Annotated in this window: 16 protein-coding genes; 2 read left to right on the plus strand and 14 right to left on the minus strand. The window is 68.4% G+C overall.

Annotated elements, in window-relative coordinates:
- Window positions 1-248: 248 nt before the first annotated feature.
- The 14 genes from ACCC94_RS07795 to ACCC94_RS07860 all read right to left on the minus strand — a co-directional run bounded on the left by ACCC94_RS07795 (window position 249) and on the right by ACCC94_RS07860 (window position 16,671).
- Window positions 249-2,288: an OPT family oligopeptide transporter gene (locus ACCC94_RS07795; RefSeq protein WP_413348739.1), complete on the minus strand. Its 2,040-nt coding sequence runs from the start codon at window positions 2,286-2,288 to the stop codon at window positions 249-251.
- 465 nt (window positions 2,289-2,753) lie between these two features.
- Window positions 2,754-3,590 (minus strand): taurine dioxygenase, encoded by an 837-nt coding sequence (gene tauD, locus ACCC94_RS07800; RefSeq protein WP_413348740.1) that lies wholly within the window; start codon window positions 3,588-3,590, stop codon window positions 2,754-2,756.
- A 218-nt stretch (window positions 3,591-3,808) separates the two neighbouring features.
- Window positions 3,809-4,627, minus strand: a complete 819-nt coding sequence (locus ACCC94_RS07805; RefSeq protein ID WP_413348741.1) for an ABC transporter permease subunit — start codon at window positions 4,625-4,627, stop codon at window positions 3,809-3,811.
- Window positions 4,617-5,408, minus strand: coding sequence for a taurine ABC transporter ATP-binding protein (locus ACCC94_RS07810; RefSeq protein ID WP_413348742.1), 792 nt, complete (start codon window positions 5,406-5,408; stop codon window positions 4,617-4,619). The genes ACCC94_RS07805 and ACCC94_RS07810 overlap by 11 nt, the downstream gene beginning before the upstream one ends.
- 137 nt (window positions 5,409-5,545) lie before the next feature.
- Window positions 5,546-6,556, minus strand: coding sequence for a taurine ABC transporter substrate-binding protein (gene tauA, locus ACCC94_RS07815; RefSeq protein ID WP_413348743.1), 1,011 nt, complete (start codon window positions 6,554-6,556; stop codon window positions 5,546-5,548).
- An 80-nt stretch (window positions 6,557-6,636) separates the two neighbouring features.
- Entirely contained in the window at window positions 6,637-7,608 is a 972-nt protein-coding gene (locus tag ACCC94_RS07820; RefSeq protein ID WP_413348744.1) for an aliphatic sulfonate ABC transporter substrate-binding protein, read from the minus strand.
- A 174-nt stretch (window positions 7,609-7,782) separates the two neighbouring features.
- Window positions 7,783-8,679: an acyl-CoA dehydrogenase gene (locus tag ACCC94_RS07825; protein ID WP_413348745.1), complete on the minus strand. Its 897-nt coding sequence runs from the start codon at window positions 8,677-8,679 to the stop codon at window positions 7,783-7,785.
- 188 nt (window positions 8,680-8,867) lie between these two features.
- Complete coding sequence (locus ACCC94_RS07830) at window positions 8,868-9,830, minus strand: ABC transporter substrate-binding protein (RefSeq protein WP_413348746.1); 963 nt, start codon at window positions 9,828-9,830, stop codon at window positions 8,868-8,870.
- An 11-nt stretch (window positions 9,831-9,841) separates the two neighbouring features.
- Window positions 9,842-10,828: an aliphatic sulfonate ABC transporter substrate-binding protein gene (locus tag ACCC94_RS07835; RefSeq protein ID WP_413348747.1), complete on the minus strand. Its 987-nt coding sequence runs from the start codon at window positions 10,826-10,828 to the stop codon at window positions 9,842-9,844.
- Window positions 10,829-10,940: 112 nt separating this feature from the next.
- On the minus strand, window positions 10,941-12,089 hold the full coding sequence (locus ACCC94_RS07840; RefSeq protein WP_413348754.1) for an acyl-CoA dehydrogenase: 1,149 nt from the start codon (window positions 12,087-12,089) through the stop codon (window positions 10,941-10,943).
- A 4-nt stretch (window positions 12,090-12,093) separates the two neighbouring features.
- A complete protein-coding gene (locus ACCC94_RS07845) occupies window positions 12,094-13,176 on the minus strand; it encodes an LLM class flavin-dependent oxidoreductase (protein ID WP_413348748.1) in 1,083 nt (360 codons plus the stop codon).
- A gap of 29 nt (window positions 13,177-13,205) precedes the next feature.
- Window positions 13,206-14,150 carry an ABC transporter substrate-binding protein gene (locus ACCC94_RS07850; protein ID WP_413348749.1) on the minus strand — a complete coding sequence of 315 codons (945 nt, stop codon included), beginning with the start codon at window positions 14,148-14,150 and terminating at the stop codon, window positions 13,206-13,208.
- Window positions 14,151-14,161: 11 nt separating this feature from the next.
- Complete coding sequence (locus tag ACCC94_RS07855) at window positions 14,162-15,229, minus strand: LLM class flavin-dependent oxidoreductase (protein WP_413348750.1); 1,068 nt, start codon at window positions 15,227-15,229, stop codon at window positions 14,162-14,164.
- Window positions 15,230-15,774: 545 nt separating this feature from the next.
- A complete protein-coding gene (locus tag ACCC94_RS07860) occupies window positions 15,775-16,671 on the minus strand; it encodes a LysR family transcriptional regulator (RefSeq protein ID WP_413348751.1) in 897 nt (298 codons plus the stop codon).
- Between the two features lie 112 nt (window positions 16,672-16,783).
- Between ACCC94_RS07860 and ACCC94_RS07865 the strand changes: the two genes are divergently transcribed.
- Window positions 16,784-17,389 carry a 3-mercaptopropionate dioxygenase gene (locus tag ACCC94_RS07865; protein WP_413348752.1) on the plus strand — a complete coding sequence of 202 codons (606 nt, stop codon included), beginning with the start codon at window positions 16,784-16,786 and terminating at the stop codon, window positions 17,387-17,389.
- Window positions 17,386-18,625: rhodanese-like domain-containing protein (locus ACCC94_RS07870; RefSeq protein ID WP_413348753.1), on the plus strand; the 1,240-nt coding region annotated here is incomplete at its 3' end. The genes ACCC94_RS07865 and ACCC94_RS07870, both read left to right, overlap by 4 nt.

Raw genomic sequence — 18,625 nt, forward strand, 5'->3', positions numbered from 1 at the left:
TCCGCGAAATCGGCGTGACCCTGCTGGACTTCGCGGACAGGGTCCGCTCCTACGCCGGGCAGGTACCCCTGTAGGAGCGAGCTTGCTCGCGAACGGATTCACCGGCAGCTCCGATGCTGGGCGGTTCGCGAGCAAGCTCGCTCCTACAGGTCGTCCTGGATACCGCAAATCCATACGCGACGAACAAGCGAATCCTCCGACAACGAAAAAGGCGCCCGCAGGCGCCTTTTTCACTTCAGGACGAAGGATCAGCCGCGAGTGCCGGTCAGGACCTTGCGGTAGAACAGCACGCAGATCGCCACGAAGACCACCAGGCCCAGCCACTGCGCGGAGTCCTCGAAGCCGCCGCCGACCAGCGCCAGCGGCGCGTCCTTGCCGGTGGTGCCGATCACCGCTGCGAGCAGGATGCCCATCAGGCTTTCGCCGACGATCAGCCCCGAAGCCAGCAGCACGCCCCGTCGCTTGGGCTCGTCGGAATACTTCTCGACGTCCTGGCCGGCGGCCTGTGCGCGCTTGGCCAGGGCGGCTTCCAGCAGCCAGGCGATGACCGCGCCGACCACCAGGGTCATGCCAATGGTCGGTGGCAGGTAGATGCCCAGGCCGACCGCCAGCACCGGCAGGCTGGCCTTGCCGGTGCGGCGCAGCAGCACGTCCACCAGGATCAGCGCGATGCCCAGCGCCACGCCGATCAGGATCATGTTCCAGTTCAGCGCGTTGTGGAAAATCCCGCTGGCGATCGCCGTCATCAGCGTCGCCTGCGGCGCGGCCAGCGCGGCGTTCGGGTCCATGCCCTCGCGCGGCAGGGCGCCGGTGAAGCCGTAGGCGTTGAACAGCAGTTCCAGCACCGGCGGGATCACCAGCGCGCCCACCAGGCAGCCGACGATCAGCGCCACCTGCTGGCGCCACGGGGTCGCGCCGACCAGGTAGCCGGTCTTCAGGTCCTGCAGGTTGTCGTTGGAAATCGCCGCGATGGCGATCACCACTGAAGTGGTGAACAGCGCCAGGGCGATGGCCAGCTTGCCGCCCTGCTGGTCGAGGAAGCCGGTTTCCAGCGAGCCGACGCCCAGGATCAGCAGCGACACCAAGATCACCGCGATGATGCCGATGCCGGAGATCGGGCTGCTCGACGAACCGACCAGGCCGGCCATGTAGCCGCAGGCGGCGGCGATCAGGAAGCCGAAGAAGAAGGCGAAGATCACGCAGACCGCCACCAGGCCCCAGAAGCCGAAGCCATGCAGGTCCGGCGCGGCCTCGCCGAGGAAGACCGAGAACACCACGAACAGCGCCACCAGCAGCAGGCCGGCGATGGCGACGATCCACTTCGCCGACAGGTCCTGCTCGGTGCGCAGGTCGCTCGCTTCACCGCGCCCGCGCACGGCGCTCAGCGACGACCAGACGCCCTGCACCATGGGCTTGAACAGGGTGGCCAAAGTCCACAGCGCGGCGATGCCGATGGTGCCGGCGCCGAGGAAGCGCACCTGGCTGCTCCACAGTTTGGTGGCCAGCTCCGGCAGGCTCTGCCCGGCGGCCAGCACGCTGTTCACCGAGAGCAGCGGCACGGCCACGCCCCAGGCAATGACCACGCCGATCAGGATGGCGATGCCGGCGGTAATGCCCATCAGGTAACCGGCGCCGACCAGCGCCAGGGAGAAGCCGGTGGACAGGCGGAACGCCGCCTGCCCGGCGGTGAGCCAGAAGCTGAAGCCTTCGGCGAGCACCTTGAAGCCGCTGCTGAGCAGGCTGAAGGCAGCGGCGACCACACCACCGGCGAGGATGTCGCGCAGGCCCGGCGCTCCGGCCTTGGCGGGCTTGCCGGCCTTCTCCTCTTCCTCGTCCTGGCTGCCGACGCGGAGGATCTCCGCGGCCGCCACGCCTTCGGGGTACGGCAGGTTGCTCTGCACCACCATCACCCGCCGCAGTGGAATGGTGTAGAGCACGCCAAGGATGCCGCCGATGGAGCAGATGGCGGCGGTCTGCCAGAACGGGAAACCGCTCCAGTAGCCGATCATCAGCAGGCCCGGAAGGATGAAGATGATCGAGGACAGGGTGCCGGCTGCCGAGGCCTGGGTCTGCACCATGTTGTTCTCGAGGATGTTGGAGCCGGAGAAGTAGCGCAGCACGGCCATGGAGATGACCGCCGCGGGGATCGACGAGGCGAAGGTCAGGCCGACCTTGAGGCCGAGGTAGACGTTGGAAGCGGTGAACACCACGGTGATCAGCGCGCCGAGGATCAGGCCGCGAACCGTCAGCTCGGCGAGGTTGGACTCGTCGGGAATCCGTTCTTGCATGTAGGCAATCTCTTTATGAAGCGAAACTGCCAAAGCGTAGGACAGTGAGCCATCCACCGCGACCCAGAATGGCGACGAATGCGGTCTGTGGTGCGGCTTTGTTGCCGCAAGTCACGGGGATGGTGGGAGATTTCGGGCCGAGCACGGGGCCCGGCATCCCTGTAGGAGCGAGCTTGCTCGCGCACGCATCCCCCAGAGGGTTCGGCGTTATGCGGTTCGCGAGCAAGCTCGCTCCTACGAAAAGCCTGTCAGTTCCGTAGGGCGCATAACGCCTAAGGCGGTATCCGCCACTAGCTCTTGCTCGCGAACGGATTCACCTATGAAGCCGGCTTCATGCGGTTCGCGAGCAAGCTCGCTCCTACGAAAAGCCGGTCAGTTCCGTAGGGCGCATAACGCCTGTGGCGTTATCCGCCACGGCGGCGGATAACCCGTTCCGGGTTATTCGCCCTACCCGAACAAAAGCCGTCAGAACGGCTTGTCGCCGAGAATCGTCGCGCGGTGCATCACCCGACGCTGCGGGCGGTAGTCGTCCACCGCGTAGTGCTGGGTCACGCGGTTGTCCCAGAAGGCCACGTCGTTTTCCTTCCAGCGCCAGCGCACGGTGAACTCCGGGCGGGCGAAGTGGGCGAACAGCAGGTCGAGGATGGCGCGGCTTTCCGCCGGTTCCAGCTCGTTGATGCGGGTGGTGAAGCCGTCGCTGACGAACAGCGCCTTGCGCCCGGTGACCGGGTGCGTGCGGATCACCGGATGGCTGCGTGGCGGGTTCTTCCTGCGCGCCTCTTCCAGCCTCGCGAGATCCGCGTCAGTGGCACCGAAGCGCTCCTGGGGGAAGGACTTGCTGATGTCGTGGGTCGCGGTGAGGCCGTCGAGCAATTGCTGCAGCGGCTTCGACAGCGCATCGAAGGCGGCAATGCCACTGGCCCACAGGGTGTCGCCACCGTAGGGCGGCAACTGCTTGGCGGCCAGCACGGCGCCCAGCGCCGGGGTTTCGAGGAAGGTCACGTCGGTGTGCCAGATGGCGTTGTCGCGCACGTCGGTGACGGCGGTGTCGAGGACGATGACTTCGCGCTGCTCCGGCGAGCTGGGGTAGATCGGATGGATGTGCAGGTCGCCGAAACGTGCGGCGAACTTCGCCTGCTGGCTCGGCGTCAGCGGCTGGTCGCGGAAGAACAGCACGTGATGATCGAGCAGGGCCTGTTCGATCTGGCGCTGCGCCGCGTCGTCCAGCGGATCGGCCAGGCGCACGCCGGAAACGATGGCGCCCAGGGCCGGGCTGATGGGTTCGATGCTCAGGGTGGTCATGTTCGTGTTCTCTCGTGAGGTTCACGGGGAGAGCCCCTCTCCCCAGCCCTCTCCCTGAAGGAAGAGGGGGTTGTTCGGTGTGCTCGGGAAGGACGGTCCAGTCCTTCAGCCATGCAGATTCATCAATGAGGCAGGGGTCTCGAAGCCACTCCGTACAGTCCCCTCTCCCTTCAGGGAGAGGGTTAGGGAGAGGGGCTTTTACCCTGCCTGGCAGAAAGTCACTCCCAGGAAGCAAACCGCCTCTGCAGCCAGCGCAGCCCCAGCTCGAAGCTCAGCGCAATCGCCGCGATCAGCAGGATCCCCAGCACCACCACATCGGTAGCGAGGAACTGCGCGGCGGACTGCACCATGAAGCCCAGGCCGCGGTTGGCGGCGATCAGCTCGGCGGCGACCAGGGTCGACCAGCCTACGCCCAGGGCGATGCGCAAACCGGTCAGGACTTCCGGCAACGCGCTGGGCAGGATCACGTGGCGTACCACCTGCAGGCGGCTGGCGCCCAGGCAGCGCACGGCCTGGATGCGCGACTTGTCCACACGGCGCACGCCGGCGGCGGTGGCGATCAGCAGGGGCGCGAACAGCGCGAGGTAGATCAGCAGCACCTTGGACAGCTCGCCGATGCCGAACCAGATGACGATCAGCGGCAGGTAGGCCAGCGGCGGCACCGGGCGGTAGAACTCCACCAGCGGATCGAAGGCCGCACCCACCAGCGGGTTGAGGCCCATCAGGATGCCCAGCGGAATTGCCGTCAGCACCGCTGCACCCAGCGCCAGCAGCACGCGCAGCAGGCTGGTACCGATGTGCTGCCAGAGCGATGCATCGACGTAGCCCTCGGCGAGCAGGCGCTGGAAGGCCTCCACCAATTGCTCCGGCGTGGGCAGGAACAGCGTATCGACCCAGCCCAGGTGCGTGGCCAGCCACCAGAGCACGAAGATGCCGGTGACGCTGCCGGCGGCAGCCCAGCGGCGGTAATCGCGCGGTACGCTGCGGGCATTCGGCGCGGCGGCCGGAAGTTTGCCGGCGAGGGTATCAGTGGGCATGTTCGGCCTCCGGTTCTTCGAGGAACTCATCCAGAAGGAGCTGGCGCAGGCGTGCGAACTCCGGGTCGGCCTTGATCGAGCGCACCGGCTCGCCAGCGGCGTAGCGACGGGCGAAGTCCAGCGGCAGGCGCTTGACGATGCGCGCCGGCGGGCCGTCCATCACCACCAGGTCGGTGGCCAGGAACAGCGCTTCATCGACGCTGTGGGTAATCAGGAACAGGCCCTTGCCGGTCTTGCGCCACAGGTCGAGGGTCAGCACCTGCATGCGCTCGCGGGTCAGCGCGTCGAGGGCGCCGAAGGGTTCGTCGAGGAGCAGGAAATCCGGCTCCACCGCCAGCGCGCGGGCCAGGCCCAGGCGCTGCCGCTGGCCACCGGAAAGCTGCGAGATGCGGTAGTCCGCGTGCTCGCCCAGGCCAACCAGCTTGAGGACTTCATGGGCGCGGGCATTGCGCTCGGCAGCGCCGACACCACGGATGCGCAAGCCCAGGGCGACGTTGTCCAGGGCGTTCAGCCAGGGCATCAGTGCGTCGTCCTGGAACACCACGCCGCGCTCGCCGCCGGGGCCGCTGAGGGTGCGGCCGTCGATCTGCACACGGCCGCTGTCCGGCGCCTGGAAGCCCGCCAGCACGTTGAGCAGGCTGGACTTGCCGCAGCCGGACGGGCCGAGCACGACCAGCGATTCGCCCTTGGCCAGGCTGAGAGTGAGGTCCTGCAGCACGACGCGCTCGCGTCCGCGCTGCTGGAAAGTGAGGCTGACCGCCTCGGCCGTCAGACGGCTCATGTTCTGCCCTCCGTAGGGTGAGAAGGATTACGTAGCGGCTCCCTGTAGGAGCGGGCTTGCTCGCGAACCAGCCGAACTTCACTGCAGCCCGGTGTTCGCGAGCAAGCTCGCTCCTACGAAGAACGAAGAGCAACGGCTCAGCGCTGCCCGACCTGCACGCTCTCCGCCTGGCGCACGTATTCGGCGCTGACGTAGGGCGAGTAGTCCTTGAGCACCGAAGGCACGCGCTTCTGCTCTTTCAGGAAGGCCGCGGTACCGGCGATGTCCTTGGCGGTGCCGCCACCGAGCAGGGCGGACGACAGCTGCGCCTGGGATTCGGGGAAGGCGGAGCCGGCCAGCAGCTCGGGCACGTCCTGCGGATCGGCGCCGGTCAGCTTGGCGATCTTCTTCACCTGCTCGGAATCGGCGGTCCACTGCGCCTTGTGGGCGTTGTAGTCGGCGAAGGAGTCCAGGCTCACCTTGGCGAACTTGGCGATGATTTCCGGGTGCTTCTCGGCGAAGTCCTTGCGCGCCACCCAGACCTCGAAGGTCGGTGCGCCCCACTGGCCGACTTCGGCGGCGTCGGTCAGCACCTTGCCGGACTTCTTGATCTCGCCCAGGGCGGGGGACCAGACGAAGGCACCATCGATGTCGCCACGGCGCCAGGCAGCGGCGATCTCGGTGGGGTTGAGGTTGACGATCTTCACCTTGGTCGGGTCGATCTTCCAGTGCTTGAGCGCGCCCAGCAGGCTGTAGTGCGAGGTGGAGACGAAGGGCGTGGCGATGGTCTTGCCGACCAGGTCTTCGGGCTTCTCGATCTTGCTGCCGTTACGCACCACCAGGGCCTCGGCGGCGTTGATCTGCGCGGAGACGATGAAGGCGACGATCGGCAGGCCGCGCGAAGTGGCGGCAGCCAGCGGGCTGGAGCCGAGGTTGCCCAGTTGCACGTCGCCCGAGGCGATGGCGGCGACCACTTCCGGGCCGCTGTTGAAGCGGCGCCAGTCGAGCTTCTCGCCGATGACTTTCTCGTAGGTGCCATCGGCCTGCGGAACCTTGGTCGGGTCGATGCCGGTCTGGTAGCCGAGGACGATGTCGGCCTGGGCGGCGCCTGCGACGCCGGCCAGGGCAAGCGCGGCCAGCAGGCGGCGCGGTGCACTGAAGTGTTTCATGTGGAGCTCCTGGGTATGCGTACAAAGGCGGCCGGCCGGGCCGTGACGGGCCGCTCCGGGGGAGCGGCGGAAAAGCTGGGTCAGTTGCGCGCCACGTCCGGCTGCCAGACCGGCACCGCGCGGGCGTCCACCGGCTTGGGCAGCAGGCCCTGGGCGTAGAAGGCGTCGGCGATGCGCTGCTGCTCGTCGAGGCCATCGGCACGCACCGGTTGCACGTCGTAGCTGCGGCGGGCGTTGGCCTGCTCGACGGTGGCGACATCGAGGTTGCCCCACAGCGGGCCGAGCACCTTGGCGGCGTCGGTGGGATGTTCCTTCACCCAGCGGCCGGTCTTCTGCAGCTCGGCGAAGACCTGCTTGAGCACTTCCGGGTGCGCCTTGGCGTAGGCCGTCGAGGCCAGGTAGTAGCGCTGGTAGCTGGCCAGGCCCTTGCCATCGGCGAGCACGCGGGCGTTCTGCTGGCGCTGGGCGCTGGCGACATAGGGGTCCCAGGTCACCCAGGCATCGATCTTGTGGTTCTCAAAGGCGGCGCGGCCATCGGCGGGCGTCAGGTATGCCGGCTGGATGTCGGAGAATTTCAACCCGGCCTTCTGCAGCGCGGCGATCAGCAGGTAATGGCTGCCGGCGGCCTTGGTCACGGCCACGCGCTTGCCCTTGAGGTCGGCCAGCGACTTGAGCGGCGAGTCCTGCGGCACCAGGATCGACTGCGCGGTGGGAGACGGGGTTTCGCGGGCGAAATAGGTCAGCTGCGCACCGGCGGCCTGGGCGAAGACGGGAACGGTGTCGGCGACGTCGGCGGACAGGTCGACGTTGCCGACGTTGAGCGATTCGAGCAGCGGCAGGCCGCTGGGGAACTCATGCCAGGTGACCTTGATGCCCTGCTTGCCCAGCTCGCGTTCCAGGTTGCCTTGCGCCTTGATGACGGTGAGCAGGGTGGAGGACTTCTGGAAGCCGATGCGCAGGGTCTCTTCGGCTTGCGCGCTGAGGGCGCCGAACAGGGCGACCGAGGCACTCAGGCCAACGGCGAAGCGGCGCAGGAAAAGGCTGCGGGACATGGTACGGCTCCTCGGATACGGGTTGGCCGCCCGCAGAGCGAGGCGGACCACTGGACAGGTCAGGTAGGGCTGGATGAGTCCGGTGGTCCGGTTGATGTGAAGATTACAGGTATAAAAAATCAGAAATAAATAATTTTTAGTTCTTAACTAATACCTGGCGGATGTACCGCACGATCAGTGCGCAGCCCCCAGCAGACGGGCCCTCACGCCCTCCGCGCGGAGGCTGCTCTGCGCCGCCTCGCGGGCCACCGCCAGCGCCTGGATGGCCAGGTTGGAGAAATAGCCGGCGCGACTGAAACTCAAGGCAGCGCCTGCCTGGATGTCTTCATCCAGTTGCGCCGCCGCCTGCTCGCTCAGCACCAGGCCCAGGCCAATCAGGCGCGACAGCGCCGAGGTCTCGGCCACCTCCAGGCGATCGGCGGCCTGGGTCGCCAATCCCAGGGCGACAGTGGCCTCCAGCAGCAGCGCCAGCCCGTCGCACAGGGTGCGCCGCGGCGTGATCGCCAGGCCCGGCGGCAACAGGATGTCCTCGGGATGCAGGCGCAGCTCGTTGCACTGCGCGCCGCTGCGCAGCACCAGACCCGCGCGGGTCGCGGGCAGTGCGGCGTAGAGATAATCGCGGCCGGGCTCGTACCAGGCGCGCAGCACCAGCCAGTCGGCGGCTTCGACGGTGAAGGCGTCCAGCTCCAGGCCATTGACACGGAAGCCGCCGCGCACATGCTCGGCCGCCTGCAGCGCCGGGCCATCGCCCAGCGCGCCCCACAGCGGCTCGCGCAACAGCGTCAGGTTGAGCAGGCGCTGGACCTGCTCGCGGCTGCCCAACAGGCTGACGCGGGCCAGTTGCAGATGATGCACGGCGAACAGCCGCGCCAGCCCGCCATCGCGCTCGCAGAGATCGCGCAGGGTCTGCAGGATGTCGCGCCAGGGATTGGCGCTGCCGCCCAGCTGGGCCGGCAAGGACAGGCGCAGCAGGCCGGACTCGCGCAGCGCGCGGGCCCAGTGCCCGGCAGCGCTGGGAACAGGTGGGGCGACCGGCCGGGCCGCGGCCAGCCGGAACGGGGCGACACTCATGCACACCTCGCAAAGGTCGGGAGGATCAGTGGCCTGGGCGTTGCGCGCGCGGGTGGACTGAGGCGGAAAAGGACTCGTGACAGGCTCCGTTACAGCGCCGTAGAGCGGCGGCGGGCAGAGCGGCACTTAGAACCATATCCAAGCGCCGCACCAAGGTTAAATAACCTTTTTGCCTTAGCTGAGAACCGTCACGGCTGCCGCGCACCGACCGTCGGGCCCTGCTCCACGGCGAAGCCGCTGGCGAAAGTCGGGCCCACCTCGAGGCGCTTGGGGATCAGCCCATGGGCCTGGTAGAAATCCGCGGTGTCCTGCTGCTGGGCGCGGGTTTGCGCGTCGAGCGCCTGCCAGCGCAGCTGCCGTCGCTCGAATTGCAGACGCGCGGCCGCCTCGGGGAAGCCGATGATCTTCGCCAGGCTGCGCGAGTAGTCGTCCAGGTGCTCGTAGGCCCAACGCTGGGCGCCAGCCAGGCGTTGCAGATAATCCTGTAGGGCGACGCGCCGGGCAGGATCGGCCAGTGCCTGGTCGGTAGCAGCGAGGAAACTGTTGCCCGCCCAAAGGCCGCGGCCGTTGGCCAGCACGCGGGCCTTGTCGGCGGTCTCGGCCAGCGCGGTATAGGGCTCCCAGGTCGCCCAGGCATCCACCGAGCCATTGGCCAGCGCCATCTTCGCATCCACCGGCCCGAGGAAGCGGAACTCCACGTCCTTCTCGCTCAACCCGGCTGCCGCCAGCGCCTTGAGCGCGACGAAGTGGCCGATGGAACCGCGCCCGGTCGCGATGCGCTTGCCCTTGAGATCGGCGGCCGAGCGCAGCGGCGAATCCTCGCGAACGATCACCGCCGTCCCGTAGGGGTCGGACTTGTCCACGGCGATGGCCTTCACCTGCGCCCCGGCGGCCAGGGCGAACAGCAGCGGCGCATCGCCGATGATCCCGGCGTCCACGGCGCCGGCGTTGAGCGCCTCGGCCAGGGGCGCGGCAGCGGGGAACTCGAACCACTGGATCTCATAATCCAGGTCCTTCAGCGCACCGGCGGCTTCCAGCTGGGCACGCATGTTGCCCTTCTGGTCCGCCAGGCGCAGGGTGACGCGCTCGGCAGCAGAGACAGGACCGGTCGCCAGAAACAGCAGGACGAACAGACTCAGGAAAGTACGCATGGAAACGCTCCTCAACGCTGACCGACGGTAAGGTCGGCGGGCAGGCTGCGGGACACCTCGGAGGCGCCGCGCGACAGGCTGAAATCGAAGGCCGGGGCGACGTCCAGCGCCTTGGGCAGTACGCCTTCGCCATGGAAGAAATCGGCGGCCTTCTGCAGAGTCGCGGCGATGCGTTCGTCAAACACGATGGGGCTGATGCGCGCCTCGCCGACCCAGCGCCGGGTGACTTCGGCGGGCATGTTCAGGTCCTTGGCCAGCGCGGCGGCGAAGACATCCGGATGCTGCAGCGCCCAGACCTGGGCGCGCGCCAGGCGCGTCATCAGGTCCGCGATGGCGTCCTTCTTGCCGGCGATGGCGGCGTCGCTGGCCAGCGCATAGGAGTAGCCGGTCATGATGCCGTCGCCGTTGTCGATCACCCGCGCCTGGTCGAGCAGCACGGCGCTCGAGGTGTACGGCTCCCAGGGCACCCACGCGTCCACCGAGCCACGTACCAGGGCGGCGCGGCCGTCCACCGGGCCGAGGAAGGAGAAGGTCACGTCCTCCGGCTTGAGCCCGGCGCGGCGCAAGGCGCCGAGTGCCATGAAGTGCCCCCAGCCGCCGCGGTTCACCGCGATGCGCTTGCCCTTGAGGTCGGCCACCGAGTGGATCGGCGAGTCCTTGCCGACCACCAGCGCCACCGTCGCCGGGTTGAAGTGCCAGGCGCCCACCGCCTTGAGCGGCGCGCCGGCGGCATAGACGAACAGGAAGGGAATGTCGCCGGTGAAGCCGATGTCCAGGGCGCCGGCATTCAGCGCCTCGAGCACCGGTGCGCCGGAGGGGAAGGCGGAAAGCTCCAGCTTGTAGGGCAGGTTTTCCAGCTCGCCGGAGGCGCGCAGGGCGGCGTAGCGGTCGCCCTTCACATCGCCCAGGCGCAGGGTGACGGGTTCGCCGGCATGGGCGGCGCCGGCCAGCAGGGTCGCGGCCAGCAGGCCGGCGAGAAGTCTCAGGGATCGTTTCATGGGGCAATCTCCATAGGGCTGCGCACGCAAGCGAAAGGGGTGTGCTGGGGCTATCCGTTCCGCCGGTGCGGTCGCCGATATGGCCGTTGTTTCTTTTCGGTGATCGATCCGCTCAGGGCGACAGCGCCGCCCTCCCCGCCGCGATCCAGACGCTGTCCTTCTGCGGCGTGTGGACGCGTCCGCAGAGCACGTCGCGGTAATGTCGTTGCAGCGGGTTGTGGCGGCTCAGGCCATGGTTGCCGGTCAGCTCCAAGGCTTTTTCGACCGCCGCGATCGCGTTGTCGGTGACCGAGACCTTGATCAGGCCGGAGTCGCTGGCGCTGAGCCAGTCGCGGCAGGCCGCATCCAGCAACAGGCGGTTCTGCAGCAGCAGGCCTTCGATGTCGCCGAGCGCTTCCTGCATGCGCGGCAGGCTCGCCAGGGGCGCACCGAGGCTGGCCGGCACCCGCTCGCGCAGCCACTGCACGAGCCAGTCGCGGGCCGCGCGGGCAACACCGTCGTACAGGGCGCCCAGCAACGCCGCACTGGCCTGGGCGAAGTCGCGGGTAACCGCCTCGTCCGGCGCCGGCGGCTGGTCATGGGGATACAGGCCGATGGCGTGGTCCAGCGGCACGGGCACGTCCTCGAAGATCACCTCGTGGCTGCCGGTGGCGCGCATGCCCAGGTGGTCCCAGCTTTCCACGATGCGGATGCCGGGGCTGTCGCGGTGCACCAGCCAACTGCCCACGCGTGGGGTCGGCTCGTCGCTGCGCGCCCACACTGCCAGCCAGGTCAGGCCGGGAATACCGGTGGTGTAGAGCTTGTGGCCGGACAGTCGCCAGCCATCGGCGTGGCGCCGGGCGATGGTCTGTGGCAGGCCGCCGCGGGCGGGAGAACCCAGCTCCGGTTCCACCCGCAGGCTGTTGATCAGTGCGCCTTGCTCCAGCGCCTCGCGAGCGACGCGGCGCTTGAGGCTTTCGGGCCAGGCGGGGTTGTCGGCCAGCCGGCGCAGGTGCAGGTACTGCATGCACAGCACCAGTGCGGTAGAGGGTTCGCCACGGGCCACCGCGCCGACCGCCTGGCGCAGTTCGCCCAGGCTCGCCCCGGGACCGCCCAGCGCGGGAGGCAGGGCCAACCCGAGCAGACCGTGGCGTTGCAGCAGGGCCAGGTTGGCGTGGGGAAACTCACCGCTGCGATCCACGGCCGAAGCGCCTTCGGCCAGTTGCCGGGTCAGTTCCGGCAACTGCGCCAGCGCCACGGGAAGACTCTGCAGGACAGTCACCGGATCAGGCCGTGGCACGCTGGCGCTCGCGTTCGGCGACCTTGGCGCGGGTCAGCGGAATCAGCTCGCGGCCGTATTCGACGGCGTCATTGAGCGGATCGAAGCCGCGAATGAGGATGCTGCGCACGCCCAGGTCGTAATACGCCAGCAGCGCATCGGCGACCTGCTCGGGCGTGCCCACCAGGGCGGTGGAGTTGTGCCCACCGCCGACCAACTTGGCAATGCCGGTCCACAGGCGTTCGTCGACCCGGTCACCCTGCTCCACCGCGCGCAGCAGGCGTTGAGCCCCGACGCTCTGCGGCTTGCCCTTGGGGAAACCGGCCTCGCCCAGGCGCGCGCCGGCAGTGGCGCGGATCGCCTCGGCCTTGGCCCAGGCCTCCTCTTCGGTACGCCCGAGAATGGGCCGGAACGACAGGCTGAATTCCACCTCGCGGCCGTTCAGGCGTGCCTGCTCGCGCACCGCCGCGATGGTTTCGGCGGCTTGCGCCAGCGGCTCGCCCCAGAGCATGAACACGTCGGCCTGCTTGCCCGCGACCTTCAGCGCCGCCTCGGAGGAGCCGCCGAAGTACACCGGAATGTGCGGCTTCTGCTGCGGGCGGATGGCCGCGAAGGCCTGCTCCACGCGGTAGTGCTCGCCGTGGAAGTCGAAGGGCTTGTCGGAGGTCCAGGTGCGCTTGAGCACCTCGATGAACTCCTCGCTGCGGGCATAGCGTTGGTCGTGGTCGAGGTAATCGCCGTCCTTGCGCTGGTCGGCGTCACTGCCGCCGCTGATGATGTGCACCGCCAGGCGCCCGTCGAGCAGGTGCTCGAGGGTTGCCAGCTTGCGCGCGGCCAGGGTCGGGGCGACGAAACCGGGACGGTGCGCCAGCAGGAAGTGGATCTTCGAGGTGGCCAGCCCGGCGGTGGCCGCCACCAGGAAGCCGTCGGGCTGGTCCGACCAGTAGCCGACCAGGATGCGGTCGAAGCCGGCGTCCTCGTGGGCGCGGGCGAAGGCGGCGATGTATTGCTTGTCGAGGATGGGGCCCGCCGGGGCGATGGTTTCCGAGGCCAGGCGATGGCCGATCATGCCGAGGAACTGGATGCTCATGGTGGCGCTCCGTGCTCAGTCAGTGACTTTTAGTGAAAGGACTTGGCGAACGAGCTGTCGATCACGCTGGAGGTATCGAAGGCCTTGGGCAGCGCGCCGGTCTGCAGGAGGAAATCGGCGGTGCCCTGGTAATCGGCGGCGGCCTGCTGGTCCACCGGGCCGACGCTCATCGCCGCCTGGCCGATCCAGTGACGCGAGACGGACTGGTCCAGGTTGGCCTTCTTCGCCCAGATGTCGGCGTACTGCTCCTTGTGCGCCTCGACCCAGGTACGGGCCTTCTGCAGGCGGCCGAGGAAGTCGGCGATCTGCGCGCGCTTGGGCTCGATGGAATCGGCGTTGGCGGCGATGCTCGACAGGCCGGGCATCAGGTTGCGGGCGGTGAGGATCGGGCGCGCGCCGGAGAACACGATCTGCTGCGAGATGTAGGGTTCCCACACCGGGAAGGCGTCGATGCTGCCACGCGGCAGCGCGGCGGCGGCGTCGATGGGCATCAGCTTGACGAACTCGACGTAGTCGCTGGGCAGGCCGGCCTTTTCCAGCGCGCGCAGGGTCAGCTGCTGGCTCCAGGCGCCCGGCCAGTAGGCGACCTTCTTGCCCTTGAGGTCGGCGATGGTCTTCACCGGCGAGTCCTTGGGCACCAGCAGCGCAATGGTGTCGGGGTTCTGCCGGGAGATGCCGATCAGCTTGACCGGCGCGCCCTTGGCGGCCAGGAAGATGAAGCCCGAATCGCCGAGGAAGCCCAGGTCCAGCGCGCCGGCCTGCAGGCCCTCGGCCACCGGCGCGGCGGACTGGAAGTGCTTCCAGTCGACTGTGTAGGGCGCGCCCTCCAGCACCCCGGAGGCTTCCATGGAGGCGCGCACGTTGTAGTAGTTCTGGTCACCCACGCGCAGGGTCGGCAAGTCCGCGGCGTGGGCCAGCGGCGCCCCCAGGATCAGCGCGGCGACGGTGGCGCGCAGGCGTTGCTTCAGGTTCATCGAAAAGCTCCTCAGCCGGCGCGCCGCAGTTGCGGCAGACGGGCGATCTGTTCATGGATGGCGGGAATCAGGCCCTGGCCGTAGCGCACGGCGTCGCCGAGCGGGTCGAAGCCACGGATCAGGAAGGTGGAAACGCCCAGGCGGTAGTACTCGCCCAGCGCGGCGGCGACCTGCTCGGGCGTGCCGACCAGCGCGGTGGAGTTCCAGCGCGCCCCGGTCAGGCGGGCCACGCCGGTCCACAGGCGCGTGTCGAGGACCTCCCCCTGCTGCGCGGCCGCCAGCAGACGCTGCGAGCCGACGTTCTCGGGCTTGTGGTCGTTGAGCGGCAGGCCCAGGCGGGAGCGGTTCTCGCGCACTTGCTCGAGGATTTCGGCAGCGCGCTTCCAGGCGGCTTCCTCGGTGTCCGCGACTATGGGCCGGAAGGACACCGAGAAGCGCGGATCACGCCCCTGCGCCTGGGCAGCGGCGCGCACGCGGCGGATGTGTCCATCGACCGCAGCCAGCGGTTCGCCCCAGAGCATGTAGGTGTCCGCGTGCCGGGCAGCTACGTCGATGGCAGCCTCGGAGGAGCCGCTGAAGTAGATCGGGATGTGCGGTTTCTGCCGTGGGCGCACGGCGGGCGAAGCGCCCTGGAAGCGGTAGAACTCGCCATTGAAATCGACCGGGGCCTCGGCGGTCCAGATCTGCCGCAGGGCTTGCAGGTATTCGTCGGTGCGGGCGTAGCGGCGGTCGTGGTCGAGGTAGTCGCCGTCGCGCGCCAGGTCCTCGTCGTTGCCGCCGCTGACCACGTTGAGGGCCAGGCGGCCATCGCTGAACTGGTCGAGGGTGGCGAGCTGGCGGGCGGCCAGCGGCGGTGCGATCACGCCAGGCCGGTACGCCAGCAGGATGCCCAGCCGGGTAGTGGCGGCGGAGACGAAGGAGCTGACCACCGCGCCCTCGGCGGCATTGCTGAAGTAGCCCACCAGCACGCGGTCGAAACCGGCGTCTTCATGGGCCTGGGCGAAACGCCGGACGAACCCGGCATCCACCGCATCCCCCAGCGGCTGATCCACCTCCGAACTCGGAGTGGCGGTGATCATGCCGAGAATTTCCACGCTCACTGTGCTGCCCTCGCCTGGGCCGCGGCATAAGACCGGCGGCTCCCGTTATAAGAAAAACGCCTTGTCTGGCGTTGTTCTTAGAAGCTATAGGCAAGCAGTTCATGATGGAAATTCATTTTTGTCATATCCTAATATGCTAATTGTGCATATTCAGGCGCGATCAACTTGCGCGCCGCGCTTTCCGCTATCGGACCTAGGGCTCTTCGTAGGAGCGAGCTTGCTCGCGAACGGGCCCAGGATGGTTCCCCCGGCGGGCAAAGGCGTGAAGCGGTTCGCGAGCAAGCTCGCTCCTACAGGGGAAAGCCGTACGGAATTGGGACCGTAGGGCGCACAACGCGCCAGCGTTATCCGCCGCGAGGCAATCGGCGGATAACCCATTCCGGGTTATCCGCCCTACGTCGGACCTCCGGCTCTTCGTAGGAGCGAGCTTGCTCGCGAACGTGTCCACGACGAATCCTCCGGCGGGCAAGGCGTAAAGCGGTTCGCGAGCAAGCTCGCTCCTACAGGGGAGGTGCCGTGCGGAGTCAGGCCGGAGAAATATCCAGCCCTTCGGCCACCGCCGCGCCGAACAGCCGCGCCGGTGTTTCCAGGTTGCCGAGCAGGCGCGGGCGCACCAGCCAGAGCTGGATCAGCGGCTGGAAGTCCTCCAGCTGCAGCACCCGGAGCTGGTCGCGATAACGGCTGCGCCCCAGGGCAGGCGCCGGCACCAGGCCCAAACCGCGGCCTTCCGCCACCAGGCCGAGCTGCAGCTCGCTGCCGAAGGTCTCCAGGTTCAGTTGCAGGCCCAGCCCCTGGTCGGCCAGGGCACGCTGCAGGCCGGCGCGGAAACCGCAACCGTCCGGGTTGAGCACCCAGCCGTGCTGGTAGCAGTCGAGCAGGCGGCGGGCCTGCACGTCGCTGTCCTTCGCTGCCACCACGCACAGCTCGACCCGTCCCAGCGGCGTCGCACCCAGGTCATCGGGGAACACCTTGCTCGGCGGGAACAGCACCACGGCGGCGTCCAGCTCGGCATTTTCCAGGCGCGCCAGCAGGTGGCTGCCCCAGCCACTGCTGACCTGCGCGCGCAGCTCCGGGTACTCGCCGGCCAGCCGGCGCAGGGCTTCGAGCAGTACCACTTCGCCAATGCTCTGCGGCACGCCCAGGCGCAGCACGCCGCTCGGCGCGCTGTCGGTGGCCACCAGTTCACGCAGGCCGTCGACCTCGCGCAGCACCCGCAGGCACTGCTCGAACACCCGGCGCCCCGCGGCGGTGGGCTTGAGCGGCTTGGTGTTGCGGTCGAGCAGTTCCACCCCGAGGGATTCCTCCAGGCTCTGCACCCGACGGGTAATAGCGGACTGGGTCAGGCCCAGGCTTTCCGCGGCCTGGCTCAGGGATGCGTTGCGGATCACCGCGACGAAGGCGTCGATGTCATCGATCTTCATGGGCTGGCACCAATTGCGTTCTCCGCATATTAGCTTAGATTCAAAATGCATTTCATGAATAAAAAAGCGTTTGCTACCGTAGCGCCAGAACCTTCCGGAGTGAATCCCCCACATGCCAGCTGCCCTGCGCCTCGACCGCCTGCGCCAATTCATCGGCGATCTCGCGGCCCTGATCGACACCCAGCCCGACGAGGCCACGCTGCTCGCCCACGCCTCGCCGCTACTGGCCGAACTGGTGCGCCACGACGACTGGCTGCCCGAGGACTACGCCCGCCCCGACCCGCAGCGCTACCAGCAATACCTGCTGCACGCCGATTCCCAGCAGCGCTTTTCCGTGGTCAGCTTCGTCTGGGGCCCCGGCCAGCGCACGCCGGTGCACGACCACCGCGTCTGGGGCCTGATCGGCATGCTGCGCGGCGCCGAGTATTCGCAGCCCTTCGCCTTGGCTGCCGACGGCAGCCTGCGCGAGTCCGGCCAAGCGCATCGCCTGGAGCCGGGCGAGGTGGAAGCGGTATCGCCGCGCATCGGCGACATTCACCAGGTGAGCAATGCCTTCACCGACCAATCCTCCATCAGCATCCACGTCTACGGCGCCAACATCGGCGCGGTGCGACGTGCCGTATTCAACGCCGAAGGCGAAGAGAAGCCCTTCATCTCCGGCTATTCCAACAGCCAGTTGCCCAACATCTGGGACCTGTCGAAAGAGAACCCCGCATGAGTCAGATCGCCCGCCGCTCCTTCCACGATATCCGCGCCGCCCTCCTCGCCCGCCAGGAACTGGCGCTGCTGGACGTGCGCGAGGAAGACCCGTTCGCCCAGGAACACCCGCTGTTCGCCGCCAATATCCCGCTGTCCAAGCTGGAGCTGGAGATCTACGCCCGCGTGCCGCGCCGCGATACTCCGATCACCGTCTACGACGATGGCGAAGGCCTGGCCGAGGTTGCCGCGCAACGCCTGCTCGATTTGGGCTACAGCGACGTCGCCCTGCTCGAAGGCGGCCTGGCCGGCTGGCGCGCCGCCGGCGGCGAGCTGTTCAAGGACGTCAACGTGCCGAGCAAGTCCTTCGGCGAGCTGGTCGAAGCCGAGCGCCACACCCCGTCCCTGGCGGCGGAGGAAGTCAAGGCCCTGCTCGACGAGAAGGCCGACGTGGTAGTGCTGGACGCCCGCCGCTTCGACGAATACCAGACCATGAGCATCCCCGGCGGCATCAGCGTCCCCGGCGCGGAACTGGTGCTGCGCGTCGCCGAGCTGGCGCCCGACCCGGCCACCCGGGTGATCGTCAATTGCGCCGGGCGCACCCGCAGCATCATCGGCACCCAGTCGCTGGTGAACGCCGGCATCCCCAACCCGGTCTCGGCGCTGCGCAACGGCACCATCGGCTGGACCCTGGCCGGGCAGCAGTTGGAGCACGGCCAGGCGCGGCGCTTCGCCGAGGTCTCCGACACCGCCCGTGACTCCGCCGCGCAGCGCGCCCGCGCCGTGGCGGACCGCGCCGAGGTCGCGCGCATCGACATCGCCGGGCTGCGCCAGTGGCAGGCGGATGCCTCGCGCACCACCTACCTGTTCGACGTGCGTACCCCGGAGGAATACGAGGCCGGCCACCTGCCCGGCTCGCGCTCGACGCCGGGCGGCCAGTTGGTGCAGGAGACCGACCACGTCGCCAGCGTGCGCGGCGCGCGCCTGGTGCTGGTGGACGACGACGACGTGCGCGCCAACATGAGCGCTTCCTGGCTGGCGCAGATGGGCTGGCAGGTCGCAGTGCTGGACGGCCTGGGCGCCGCCGACTTCAGCGAGCCAGGCGCCTGGAGCGCGCCGCTGCCGCAGTACCAGAACTTCCTGCTGCGGATCGGCTCGGTGTTTGCCCCGCTGTTCGGCGGGGTGCTGGTCGACCACTTCGTCCACCGCCGCCGCGCGCCGACCGCGATTGCCCACGGCCTGCGCTGGGGCTCGCTGC

It is taken from the genome of Pseudomonas sp. Pseusp97 (assembly GCF_047304025.1).
Taxonomy (GTDB): Bacteria; Pseudomonadota; Gammaproteobacteria; order Pseudomonadales; family Pseudomonadaceae; genus Pseudomonas.